This window comes from Streptomyces sp. NPDC004561, from assembly GCF_053602155.1.
This window is the reverse complement of record NZ_JBSGDB010000283.1, coordinates 1-11795: the sequence shown is the minus strand read 5'-3', so window position 1 is coordinate 11795 and position 11795 is coordinate 1. Positions and strand designations below refer to the sequence as shown.

The 11795-nt window shown below is 69.0% G+C and carries 12 protein-coding genes and 2 pseudogenes; 11 read left to right on the top strand and 3 right to left on the bottom strand.

Annotation, left to right across the window (positions count from 1 at the left end; translation table 11 throughout):
• The 8 genes and pseudogenes from ACWEN3_RS29935 to ACWEN3_RS29900 form a co-directional block, all read left to right on the top strand.
• Nucleotides 1-427, top strand: a pseudogene (locus ACWEN3_RS29935) (hypothetical protein); the annotation flags it as partial.
• Between the two features lie 115 nt (nucleotides 428-542).
• Nucleotides 543-1088: a GNAT family N-acetyltransferase gene (locus tag ACWEN3_RS29930; RefSeq protein ID WP_452976913.1), complete on the top strand. Its 546-nt coding sequence runs from the start codon at nucleotides 543-545 to the stop codon at nucleotides 1086-1088.
• A gap of 401 nt (nucleotides 1089-1489) precedes the next feature.
• Complete coding sequence (locus ACWEN3_RS29925) at nucleotides 1490-1858, top strand: low affinity iron permease family protein (RefSeq protein WP_452976911.1); 369 nt, start codon at nucleotides 1490-1492, stop codon at nucleotides 1856-1858.
• Nucleotides 1859-2017: 159 nt separating this feature from the next.
• A pseudogene (locus ACWEN3_RS29920) lies at nucleotides 2018-2104 on the top strand (transposase); the annotation flags it as partial.
• 26 nt (nucleotides 2105-2130) lie between these two features.
• Nucleotides 2131-2331 carry a hypothetical protein gene (locus tag ACWEN3_RS29915; RefSeq protein WP_452976919.1) on the top strand — a complete coding sequence of 67 codons (201 nt, stop codon included), beginning with the start codon at nucleotides 2131-2133 and terminating at the stop codon, nucleotides 2329-2331.
• A gap of 9 nt (nucleotides 2332-2340) precedes the next feature.
• Nucleotides 2341-2496 (top strand): DUF6417 family protein, encoded by a 156-nt coding sequence (locus tag ACWEN3_RS29910; RefSeq protein WP_452976909.1) that lies wholly within the window; start codon nucleotides 2341-2343, stop codon nucleotides 2494-2496.
• Nucleotides 2497-2664: 168 nt separating this feature from the next.
• Nucleotides 2665-4167, top strand: coding sequence for a glycosyltransferase family 39 protein (locus ACWEN3_RS29905; RefSeq protein WP_452976907.1), 1503 nt, complete (start codon nucleotides 2665-2667; stop codon nucleotides 4165-4167).
• 270 nt (nucleotides 4168-4437) lie between these two features.
• Nucleotides 4438-5169, top strand: a complete 732-nt coding sequence (locus tag ACWEN3_RS29900; protein ID WP_452976905.1) for a dienelactone hydrolase family protein — start codon at nucleotides 4438-4440, stop codon at nucleotides 5167-5169.
• A gap of 992 nt (nucleotides 5170-6161) precedes the next feature.
• Here the strand turns inward: ACWEN3_RS29900 and ACWEN3_RS29895 are convergent.
• Together ACWEN3_RS29895 and ACWEN3_RS29890 are read right to left on the bottom strand one after the other, a co-directional pair.
• The gene (locus tag ACWEN3_RS29895; protein WP_452976917.1) at nucleotides 6162-7190 is read right to left on the bottom strand and encodes an AI-2E family transporter; all 1029 of its coding nucleotides are present in this window, start codon (nucleotides 7188-7190) and stop codon (nucleotides 6162-6164) included.
• Nucleotides 7191-7770: 580 nt separating this feature from the next.
• A complete protein-coding gene (locus ACWEN3_RS29890) occupies nucleotides 7771-8343 on the bottom strand; it encodes a TetR/AcrR family transcriptional regulator (protein ID WP_452976903.1) in 573 nt (190 codons plus the stop codon).
• Between the two features lie 144 nt (nucleotides 8344-8487).
• On the opposite strand from ACWEN3_RS29890, the gene ACWEN3_RS29885 reads away from it, so the two are divergent.
• The 3 genes from ACWEN3_RS29885 (at nucleotide 8488) to ACWEN3_RS29875 (ending at nucleotide 11543) form a co-directional block, all read left to right on the top strand.
• On the top strand, nucleotides 8488-9225 hold the full coding sequence (locus ACWEN3_RS29885) for an SDR family oxidoreductase (RefSeq protein ID WP_452976901.1): 738 nt from the start codon (nucleotides 8488-8490) through the stop codon (nucleotides 9223-9225).
• Nucleotides 9226-9463: 238 nt separating this feature from the next.
• Nucleotides 9464-10402, top strand: a complete 939-nt coding sequence (locus tag ACWEN3_RS29880) for a YcxB family protein (protein WP_452976899.1) — start codon at nucleotides 9464-9466, stop codon at nucleotides 10400-10402.
• A 463-nt stretch (nucleotides 10403-10865) separates the two neighbouring features.
• Nucleotides 10866-11543 carry a nucleotidyltransferase domain-containing protein gene (locus tag ACWEN3_RS29875; RefSeq protein WP_452976898.1) on the top strand — a complete coding sequence of 226 codons (678 nt, stop codon included), beginning with the start codon at nucleotides 10866-10868 and terminating at the stop codon, nucleotides 11541-11543.
• A 114-nt stretch (nucleotides 11544-11657) separates the two neighbouring features.
• Here the strand turns inward: ACWEN3_RS29875 and ACWEN3_RS29870 are convergent.
• Nucleotides 11658-11795 (bottom strand): zinc ribbon domain-containing protein (locus ACWEN3_RS29870; protein WP_452976915.1); only part of this gene is annotated, 138 nt, incomplete at its 5' end.

Below are 11795 nucleotides of genomic sequence, written 5' to 3'. Positions count from 1 at the left end.
GACCGTGAACCAGGCGATCACGCCCTCCTCGGTCAGTCCCGTGGGCGCCTCGTGCCGGGCGATCTGGTTGCCGGTGTACGTGCGCGTCTCGGAGCTGCGAAAGCGCGGGGCGGTCTTCGTCGACGGCGAGGAGGAGGTCCCGCAGAGCACGGTCCGCGCGGTCTCCGCGCACGGCGTCTCCCCCGAAGTGCGCTCCGCCGCCGGCCAGCAGGAGGAAGTCGGGGGCGTCCTCGGCGAGGCTTCCGACGGAATCGTCGTCATCGAGACCGAGGACGACGGTGTTGCGCTGTTCGTAGGCGTCGCGGTCGAAGGCTGGTGGCCTGCCGCCGCGGCTTCCCTTGCACAGTCGGCAACCGCGTTGGTCCGCTGGGATCGGGATGACCGCCCGGATGCGGCGTTTGCGCGGGTGTTCGCGGATGGCGCGTAAGAGACTCCCCTTGGCGGCCAGGACCACATTGGGGTCAGGTGCGAAGCCGCCCCACGGGCGGGGAGGCCAAGCCGTCTCCCGTTCGGTCGGTTTGACCACCTGTTAGCGTGCGCGGATGGAAGATCTGGGGCTGGGACCTCTGGCGTGGCCGCCGGAGCCGATCAGGACCGAGAGGCTCGTGCTCCGCGAGCCCGAGAGCCGGGACCGTGCGGCGTTCATTGAGCTGCTCGCCTCGCCGGAGGTGCACACCTACCTCGGCGGCCCCCGACCACGTGACGAGCTTGAGCACGAGACGCCTGAGGTACCCGAGCGGTGGCCCGGGAGCTTCGTCGTCGATCTCAACGGGTCGATGATCGGCCAGATCCTGCTGAGGAGAGCAACCGGGCACCGTCGCCCGGCTGCCGCGGGGAAGGCCGATCTCGGCTACCTGTTCCTGCCGCGGGCGTGGGGATTCGGGTACGCCGCCGAGGCGTGCGCGGCGGCACTCGGCTGGCTCGCCGGCGTCCTTCCCGGCGAACCGGTGGTGCTCACCACCCAGACCGCCAACGTCGGCTCGATGCGCCTCGCGGCGAAGCTCGGGTTCACCGAGGTAGAGCGGTTCGAGGCCTGGGACGCCGAGCAGTGGCTCGGCATGTGGTCCCCGGTCACGCGGTCCAGTTGACTTCGCGACGGAACCGCCGGGGAGCACCCGCCCCTCCACGCGCGCGAGCGGCCTGCAACCGCGAATTGCCCGCGCGCATGCCGGGCATCGACTCTGGGCCGTTTCGTTCCGATCATCTGATCGTTGCTTCAGATGTGCCGGTGAGCGACGCGCAGTGGGCGCGGCTGGAACCGTTGTTGCCGGACCGGACCCCCAGGCGGGGTGGGCCGTGACGGGATCACCGTGATCAGGCACTTCGCTGAGATCGGCCTCAGCCGACGCCGATTCATAGCCCCCGGCGGAGAGGCGGGCCCGCTTCTGCGCAAGAACCACCCCATCCTGCGCTACCTGGCACTGTGAAGGTTCGTTAGGGGTGTCATGAGGAACAATCCTGCGGCCGCCCCGGCCCTTCGAGCGCTGTCATGACCTTGCGGCATCCCGCTGAGCGCGGTGGCGGGCAGCGCGGCTGGTTCGCTCGGTTCGCCGAGGTGGGCTCCAATCTGACTGCCTCACCTCTGTTCTTCATGTTCTGTCTTCTGCTGGTCGTCGCTTTCATCGCGGTTCACGTTGCCGGCCTCTCCCTGGACTGGCAGCACGTGGCCGGAGATGCGATGGGCGCGGTGACGCTGCTGCTGCTCGCGTTGTTGAAGAACGCCGAACGGCGGGCCGAGCATGCTGTCCAACGCAAGCTGGACTCCCTGGCCCGGGCGCTTTTGATGGAGTGGGCAGGAGAACAGGACCAGGCTCGCCAATGCCTGCAGGAGGCGATCGGGATGGAAGAACAGCTCTAGGCGACCGTTTGTGCGAGGCGCGGTGGTGCGGTGGCCTGGTCAGTGCACCAGGGGGAGGAAGACCGTGTCGACGGTCTCTGCGACGCGGCAAGATTTTGGCGCGAACGGGATCCGCCGCGTCGTAGTGCCGGTTCAACGGTCCACCCCGGTAGTGCGAGGACCGCCGCGGGCACCGAGCATGTCTTCACGGCGGCGCTGATCTGCACCAAAGCCTGCCACCGACCCCGGCTGATCTGCCACATCCATGCCGTGGCCGCCGCCCGCTCGCCGTGGTGCCGCCCTACGCCGAGGCCAGCCCCTCCCCCGACCACCGGCCCGACGGACCGAAGAACGGCGAGCGGCTCATCGAACTGCGCCGCACGGAGATGGACGCCCTGCGCGTGTACCTGCACATCGGCGCGCGACTGCACGTGCCTCCGGCCGAGGGCCCGGCGGAACGAGTACGCACCGCGCGCCTGCTCGGCAGCCTGTGAGTGCTCTATTTGAACGACGAACAGATCACCTCGGTGGCCTACGCCTTCCACCTGCACGCGGTCGGCGGTTCGGTCGCGGAGGCCAACCACTTCGCCCGCCGGTACGGCGTCGCCTTCCGCCCGGACGGGTCGACAGGCAGCCCGCGGCCAGCCCGACTGCCGTGAGCCCAGAGTCGTCCGTCGTTCCTCCTCCCGCCGCAGATCCCGCGGGCCGCCCGCAGTGAAGTGAGCCGTACGGCACTGCCCACCGGCTTGCCCGAACGCCACTCGCTGGAGTGGGAACGACGGCGCTGAGGCCTTCTCCGGCCCCGCCCGGTCTGTCAGAATATCGACATGTTCATTCGGGGGGATGCGCAGCCGGACCTGCGGCAGTTCGCAGCCGGGCCGGTCGGGGGGATCGCGGCTGCGGCCGCGACACTGCTGCTCGCACTGTCGGGCCGCTACGGCTTCCACCGCGACGAGCTGTACTTCCTGCTCGCCGGCCGGCACCCGGCCTGGGGCTACCCGGACCAGCCACCGCTCACCCCGCTGCTGGCCAGGCTCGGTGCGGAGCTCTTCGGCTCCACCCCGACCGGCGTACGGATCCTGCCCGCGCTGCTCACCGCGGTCACGATCACGCTCACCGCGCTGATCGCCCGAGAGCTGGGCGCCGGACGCGGCGGGCAGGTTCTTGCGGCAGCGGCCGCGGCCTGCTCCGGCTATACGATCGGAATCGGGCACCTGCTCTCCACCGCGACCTTCGACCTGACGGTCTGGCTGGCGATCATTCTGCTGACGCTCCGACTGCTGCGCACGGGCGAATTCCGCTGGTGGCCTTGGCTGGGAGCGTTGGTCGGGATCGCGCTGCTGAACAAGCTGCTGGTGCTGGGGCTGTTGCCGGCCCTGGCGCTGGGTGTGCTGACGACCGGACCGCGCGGCTTCTTCGTACCGCGTCCACGAGAGCTGCTGGGCCCGCTGACCGCCGTCCTCGCCGCGCTGCCCTTGGCGATCCCGACCCTGTGGTGGCAGGCCGTGCGCGGTTGGCCCGAGCTGACGGTAGCTCACGGGATCAGCGCCGATGTCGGAATCGGCGGGCGCCTGCTCACCCTGCCGATGCAGCTGCTCCAGTTCTCGCCGGTGCTGGCACCCCTGTGGCTGACCGGGCTGAGCCGGCTGCTGAGGCGACCGGAGCTGCGCTGGGCCAGACCGGTCGCGGCGGCCTGGGTGGTGCTGTGCCTGCTGGTGCTGGCCGGCGGCGGCAAGGGGTACTACCCGATTCCGCTGCTGTACGCGATCAGCGCCGCCGGCTGCGAGCCCTACGCCCACTGGATTCACGAGCACCGCGCCAAGCTCGCAGGCGGACTGCTCGCGGCCCTGCTCACCAGCGCCCTGGCCGCCCTGCCGGTGTTGCCCGCATCGGCGCTGACCATACCGATGGCCGTTGACCCCGACCTCGGCGAGGAGGTCGGCTGGCCACAGCTCGCACGCGCCACCGCCACCGGCTGGCAGACGATCCCCACCGACCAGCGGGCCACTGCCGTGTTGCTGACCGCGAACTACGGCGAGGCCGGGGCCATCGCGCGCTACGGGCCCGCCCTCGGCCTGCCCGCACCGTACTCCGGCCACATGGGCCTGCACGCCTGGGGCCCGCCGCCGGCCACCGCCACGGGTCCGGTGCTGCTCGTCCACCCGGCGGGCTATCCCGAGTTGGAGCAGCACTTCACCGCCTGCCACACGGTGGCGCGCGTCGACAACGGGCACGGCACCGCGAACCAGGAGCAGCGCGCGGCCGTGGTGCTCTGCGCGGGGCCGGACCGGCCATGGCCCGTGCTCTGGCCGCTGCTACGCCGATACTGAGCAGCTACGTTCCTCTGCACCGGACTTACTCGATCACCGGGACTTTGAAACCCGCCTGGCTCCACGACATCGAGTAGTGCTTGAAATGGTGCGGGAACCGATCGGATGGACCGCTTCAGCACCGGAGCGCCTGCCGCGAGGAACGCTGGAGCTGCAGCCTCCTCGCCCTCCCGGTCTGCCCCTCAGCACGACTGAAGCAGACTGAAGTCGAGAGTGAAGTATGTTTCCTGCCAGTAGAGTTGAGCCGCAAACGTAGACACGGGGGTAGTCATGACTGGTCAATGGGAGACACTCGGCGAGACAGGCGGCATCGAGGCGTACGTGCACCGCCCAGCGGGTGAAGTGCGCGGCGCCGTGGTGGTCTGCTCCGAGCTGTACGGAGTCAACGCCTATGTGCGCGAGACCTGCGCGGAGTTGGCGACGGCCGGGTACGTGGCACTGGCGCCCGACTACTACTGGCGCAATGCTCGCCGCACCGATCTCGGTTACTCCGCCGAGGAGCGCGAGGACGGCCTGGTGCTGATGCGCGCACTGGACCGGGACGAGCTGGTGGCTGACGCTTCCGCTGCGCTGGCCTCAGCGCGCGTCGAAGCCGGTGAGCGGGGCGTGGCGTTCCTCGGCCTGAGCATGGGCGGCCACATCGCGGTACGGGCGGCGACCGAGCTGAGCTTCGAGTTGGCCGCGGTCTTCTACCCTGGATGGCTGCTGAACAGCGGCTTCCCGCTGGTCGGTCCCGTGCCGCCGCTGGAGACCAGCGAGCGGATCGCCGCCGGCGGCGCCTTCGTGCTGGGCTTCCGCGGCGAACTGGACCACATCATCCCGGCCGAGGAGTGGGAACAGGCCGAGCAGCGGCTCACCAAGGCCGAGGTGCCGCACGAGCTGGTGACCTACCCCAATGCCCGCCACGGCTTCGCCTGCGCCGACCGCCCGGCCGACTACGACCCCCAGGCCGGCGCCGACGCGTGGCGAAAGGTCTACGCAGCCTTGGCATCACACCTGTAATCCCGCACCTCCACGAGGTGGACTGCCCGGCTGTGGCACCTGGCGACCTTGTTGCCGTAGCGGGATGGCCGGCGCCACTGCAATCCAGTTCTGCCCTGCGGGCGAAAAAGGAGTAGACCCGAGTCCAGGGCATCAAGTGGCGGACATCGCCCGCCACTTGATGCCGTTACCGACGAGGTAGCGCACTGAAGGGAGGGCCTCTTGGTGGCTCGCGGACCCAGTTCGAAGCAGACCGGGCACACGAACGAATAGAGAACAGCCCGTTAGGGAGCCGCAGGGCCCGAGCTGGGAGCCGGGACGGGCTGTGGCCGCATGCCGAACCCGGCGTCGAGGCCCGAGATCGTCAGCACGTGCAGCAGCGCCGGCCGAACCCTGCCAACGCGAACTCGATGCCAAACCTGTACGGCGCTGCCCTGGGCCTCAAGCAGGGCTCTTGAACCGGCCGCGTCGTAGAACGACAGTGAGAGTCACCAGCTTGGTTTTCCGTGACAGCTGGGGCAGCTGTCACGGCTGTACATCAGTGGTGGTGGTTGCACCGCTGCACGCGATGAACTGGAACACCCTTGGGCGGTGCACCGCAGCCCAGAGGGCGGGGTAGGCGCGCTCTGGCCTGTATGCGCCGACGGGTGGGCATGTGCGGGGAGCGCGCCCAGTGCAAGAGGAAGAGCTAGCGGCGTCACCCAAGTCGACGTCACAACGATCGGAGACCACGGGCCGCCGGGACGGAGCTGCTTTCTCGGGCCCCTGCCCGGCGCAACGCCGACTTCACTCCTCGGCGCCTGCGGCGGGGGCCACGCAACATGAGCCGACCAATGCAGCAGACCGGGAGCGGCCTACGGCCGGACCAGGTACAAGGGCCGCCTCGAGTGCCGGAACATGACTCTGGCACGGATCCGCGCGGCAGGTGTCACCGCCCCGGTGTCTTCAACGACCAGTTGGACGGAGCAGACTGTCGGGGCAGCGCCAGGAAGACGTGTCAGGGGGTGCGCGAATCAGGAGGCATCCGCTCGCGCGAACACGTATTCGTCGAGCAGGATCCCGATGGCGACCGCCACGGGGATGGCCACGAGGGCGCCGATGATGCCCAGCAACGCGCCACCGATGAGGACGCCGACGACGGTGACGATGGGGTGCACGTCGACCGCGAACTTCATTGCCTTCGGCATGATCAAGTAGTCCTCGGCGAGGCGGAAGGCGATGTAGAAGCCTGCCGTCGCACCGGCAACGGGGAGCGAGATCACCAGTGCGACCAGGCTCACGACGACACCGGCGATGGTCGAACCGACGATCGGGATGAGGTCCATCAGAGCGACGAAGACGCCCAGCGCCGCTGGATAGGGCACGCCCAGACCCAGACACCAGGCCCACGTGGCGAGCCCGGCGATCACCGACGTGAGGACGTTGCCGAGCAGGAACCTGCCGGTGCGGTTGAGAATCTCGTCGGTGACCTCACGCACGTGCTCACGCTTGCTCGCCGCGACGAAGCGGAAGCAGAATCGCTTGATCACCGGAAGGCCTGCCATCAGGTACAAAGTGACGATCACGACAACGACCACCGAGGTGACCGCGCTCAGCACGATCTTTCCTGCGCCGAGCACTCCGCCCAGCACGCTCGTGGCGCTACCCGCGGCCCTTTGCTTGATCCCGGAAACGATGTGGTACCGGTCTTCCAGCCTGCCGAGCGTGGAGTTGTGGTGGTGCAGATCCCGCAGCCATGTGGGAAATGCCTTCGTCAGGGCGTTCACCTCTTGGGTGACCGGCGGAACGATCAGCGCGACAAAGCCTGCCAGGAACAGCAGAAGGCCGAAGACGACCGCTGCCACGGCGGCGCCGCGGCGCAAGTGGTGGCGAGTCAGCCAGGCGACGATGGGCTCCAGGCCGATCGCGATGAACAGGGCGAGCAGGATCAGGCTGAGCAGCTGGTTGATCTGCAGCACGGTCTGGACCGCCAGCCAGGCAACGGTAGCGCCCAGTCCCAGCCAGAAACCGATCCGGAACCATGCTCCACCACGCCGGGGCAAGCCCTGGCCTCCGGGCGCACTGTATGGGGCTGAGGTACCGCTTGTGGGCTGGGAAGCGGGCGGCCTGGCGGGGTCATCGCCCGGGTCGCGGTTCATCGAGCTCATCCACAAGCTCCCATGGTTCGCAGCTGTCGGCCTGGGCGACATTCCGCGGGCGGCTCAAGCTAGCGGAGGTCGTCCAGACGATCGCCGGTCGGTAGGCGGCAGCCTCTACAGCCAGGGCACGATCCGCAGGGCCTCAAAGTCGGGTTCCCCCGCGGCTGGTCGCAATTCACGCACAGCCCGGGCCGGCCGAGTCGGATTCACATCGGCCATTCCACGCCACCGTCCCTCGGACGGGTCGACGAATCGGCCACCTGGTCATTGCTGGTCAGCGGTCCTTGGGTCTCGTACAGTCCACGTAGAAGCCGATCTCGACCCGCAGCCATCCATATAGGCCGTTGGCGCGCGACCCTGCCCAGGGTGGAGACCGGCTCGCACGGGGTGCTGGAGGACGTGGCCCGGCCCTCCCCGCTCAAGCACCGCAACCTCCCTGTGCTCGGCCGCTGCAGCTTCACCACCTCCACCGCTGACCGTGTCCTTACGGGCGGACCTTGAGGCCGTCCAGAGTCAGGTCGAGCAGACGCTCAGCTTGCTGTCGGTGTTCGGCGCCCGCCGAGGTGAGGGCGATGCCTTCGAGGGCGGCGCCGATGTCGCTGGGCCTGATGTCGGTCCGGATCATCCCGGCGGCCGCACAGGCGTCCATGAGTGAGGCGATGGCGGCCTGGATCATTTCCCGGCTGTGACCGTAGGGGTTGCTTCCGGACGTGGCGATGGCCCGCAGGGCGTCGATCATGCCGTATTTCGCGGTGACGTAGTCCAGGAAGAGGCGTGTCCACGCGCGCAGGGCATCGACGGGCGGCTTCTGCGCGAGCAGGGCGGGGGCCGCGTCGCAGAGGCGGGCCACTTCGTTGCGGTAGACCGCCTCGACCAGGGCCTCCCGGGTGGGAAAGTTGCGGTACAGGGTCGCGCTGCCCACGCCCGCCTCCTTGGCGATGCGTTCCAGGTGCACGTCCAGCCCCTCCGTCGTGAACACGCGCCCAGCGGCCGTGAGGATCTTCTCCCTGTTGCGCCGTGCGTCAGCCCGCAACGGGCGATGCGCTTCCTCGGCCATCAGTGCTCGTCATCCCTCTCAGAGGCGCGTCTCGCCTTGCTAAACGGAGTCGCCCCCGTTTAATCTCCCAATAAGTGGAGGCGTCCCCAGTTTACTGCAGGTCAACGCCCGCACCTGCGCACACCCCTCGAAGGGCAGCTGATCATGTCGGGAATCCAGGGCAAAGTCATTGCAATCACAGGGGCCAGCAGCGGCATCGGCGAAGCGACCGCGACCTACCTCGCCGCAAAGGGTGCGCGACTCGCGCTCGGCGCCCGCAGGGAGGATCGGCTGAAGGCGGTCGTTGACGGCATCACGGCCAAGGGCGGCATCGCCACCGGCGTCATCGTCGACGTCAGCCGCCGCGAGGACCTGCAGCACCTGACGGACACGGCCATCGACCAGTTCGGTCGGCTCGATGTCCTCGTCTCCAATGCGGGCACGATGGCCGTCTCACCGTTCGACGACCTGCGCCAAGACGACTGGGACGCCATGGTCTCCACCCACATCACCGGCCTGCTCAACGGCATCGGTGCGGCACTGCCCGTCTTCCGCCGGCAACGCTCCGGCCAGTTCGTCAACGTCGGCTCCACCGCGGCCTACGTCGTCAAATCCCCCCAGGCGGTCTACGCGGCCACCAAGACAGCAGTGAAGGTGCTCACCGAGGGGCTGCGCCAGGAATCGGGCCCCGACCTGCGCGTCACCCTCGTCTCGCCCGGCTTCACCAACACCGAAGGCGTCGGCAAGGGAGCCAGCCCCGAGGCCGCGGCCGCCATGATCCAGCAGCGCGACGAGATCGCCATGCCGCCCTCCGCCATCGCCTCCGCCATCGGCTACGCAATCGAGCAGCCCGACGGCGTCGACGTAAGCGAGATCGTCGTCCGGCCCACCGCGCAGGCCTGACCACGCCAAACATTCCGGGACTCCGGGGTGGGGAGGTCCGATAGTGATTGCTGACAGGGTTTGACGGCAGATAGGGCCCGATCCTCCGCGCGGAAGGGCTCCTCGGGGACCTGCGGACGGCCACCACAAGGGAGGGGCCGCCCGGAATCGATGACGTACGGCGCCGACCACCGCCAGGTCGCCGCAGCGGTTGAGAAAGCCTCTACGATCCGGTTGATCACCGAACCAGGGAGGGGACATGGTCAAGGGCCGGGAAACGGACGCGGTCGCCGACAGACCGGTGGAGCTGGCCTACCGGCCGACCATCGGCGAATTGGCGTCCGCGCTGCGGGCACGCGCGAGAAGCACCGGCGCGGGACGCTTTCAGCGCGGGGCGCTGATCTGGACGGTGGCGGTCACGGCCATCGGCGTTCTGCTGTCGGCGGCTGGCTCCGGCCACCGGGACACACCGTGGCCGCTGTATGCAGGGGTGGTGGTCTTTGTCGCCTTCAGGACTGCGGTGCCGTGGTTGCAGGCGCGCCGCCTGCACCGGCTCGCCGAACGACAGGGGGACATCTGCGGGACGGTCGACGACACCGGGGTCCGGCTCACCACCGCGCACAGCTCGGCCAGCCACAACTGGCACCTCTACTCGCGCTATGTCGAGACGCCGGAGCTGTTCGTGCTTCTCAGCGCCGATAAGTCCTCCGTCGGCTTCGCCGTCCTTCCCAAGCGGGCCGTGGCGGCCCCGGAGGAGGTGGACCGGCTCCGGGCGGTCCTCGACCGGCGGCTCGTGCGCGCGGACGCCGCCGGGGCGCCCGGAAGCCCGCGGAGCCGGGGCCGAGCCGTCGGCCGCGGGGCCGGCTCCGTCGGACTGTTGCTGCTGGGGCTGCTGCTGTTCTTCTTCGCCTTCTCCGCCGTCCAACACGTCGCGCACCCGGACCGCTTTCCCGGGATCCAGAACAACACCGCCCCGATGTCGGCCGTCATGCTGGGGCTGGGGACGCTTGCGATCGCCGGGGCCTGGTGGCTCGTACGGCGGATGACCGTCATGCGGATCGTGACCACCGGGCTCGCCGTCCTTGTCCTGCTCGCCGGTGGCGCCGCCCTGTACCGCGTTGGGCCGATGCTCCACTGCTGGGGCTCGGACCGGATCGCCCGCGGCCCCGAGGGCGCCTACGTCTGCTACGACTTCTGAGCGGGCCATGGTCTCCGAGCGGGCCTGGAGATCATCTCTCAGCGGCGGGCCGCAGAAGCCGCGCAGTCAGCAAGGCGGTAAGAACCATGTTGCCAGCCGGTGACGAAGCTCTCAGGTCACCGGTCACCTTGCGGCTGGTGTCTGGGCCAGGAGTTCGGCGCCTTGGTGGCCCGGCTCGGTCCGGACACTGAACGAGCAAGCTGCCCCGGCTCACCGACGGCCCGCCGCTCACTGAACTTCCCCAGTCCGTTGATAGCCGGACCGAGTGGGGCGAAGAGCATCCCTGGTCGTTTTTTCAGGAATCCCCATCACCGCGAGCTGCTGACGTACGCGCGGCCGGGCGACACCGTGCGCATCTCCGAGATGTCCCGCCTCGCGCGCGGCACCCGTCCTGGAAGTGGGCCTGGCTCCGGTGCCTGCAAATAGCCATGCCCGTCTCGGGTTGCGGCAGTAGGTTGTGCCGATGACCGAATCCCTGCCGCCCGGCGGCGGCGTACTCGATGTGGACGAACTGGAGGCCCGCTGGGCGGACGCCTGGCGTCCGGAACAAGTCGCGGAGCGGTTGGACGGGGTCGGACCGCCCTGGTGCATCGCGGCGGGGTGGGCGCTGGATCTGTTCCGCGGGGAACAGTCGCGGCCGCACGACGATCTGGAGATCTCGGTGCCCGCGGCGGGGTTCCCGGAGATTCGGCACCGCTTCCCCGAGTTCGCGTTTGACGCGGTGGGTTCGGGGCGGGCCTGGTCGGGGGCGGGAGCTGAGGAGCTGGCGGCCACGCACCAGACCTGGCTGCGGGATCCGGCGAGCGGTCAGTTCCTGTTGGACGTCTTCCGCGAGCCGCACGAGGGCAAAACGTGGATCTTCCGGCGGGACGAGAGGCTGCGGCTGCCGTACGACGCGATCATTGAGCGAACAGCGGACGGGATCCCGTACCTGGTGCCGGAGTTGGTGCTGCTGTTCAAGGCGAAGGCGCTACGGCCCAAGGATCAGGCGGACTTCGACCTGGTGCTGCCGCTGCTGGGGCGGGCGCGACGGGATGTGCTACGTGGCTGGCTGGAGCTCGTACACCCCGGGCATCCGTGGCTGGCGGAGCTGGCCCTCCACTCGGGAAGCCGCGATGAGAACCCTGGTAGCTCTGCGTAGTGTTCCCATTTCGCCGCGCTGCGATCACGTCACAGGCCCGAAGCCCAACTACTGCAAGCGGCTCCGTGACATTCGGCCGTGACTCCTCCCCCTCATGAATGAGGGGGCTTCTCGCTAGGCCGGTTGGGCTTCGCGACGGGCCAGCCCGGCCCGTAGAACGTTCAGGGCGCCCACGGTGTCCGCGTGCGCCTTGTGGCCACAGCTGACGCAGTGGAAGGTTTCCCTGTGTGGGCCGGTTCGCCTTGGCGGTGT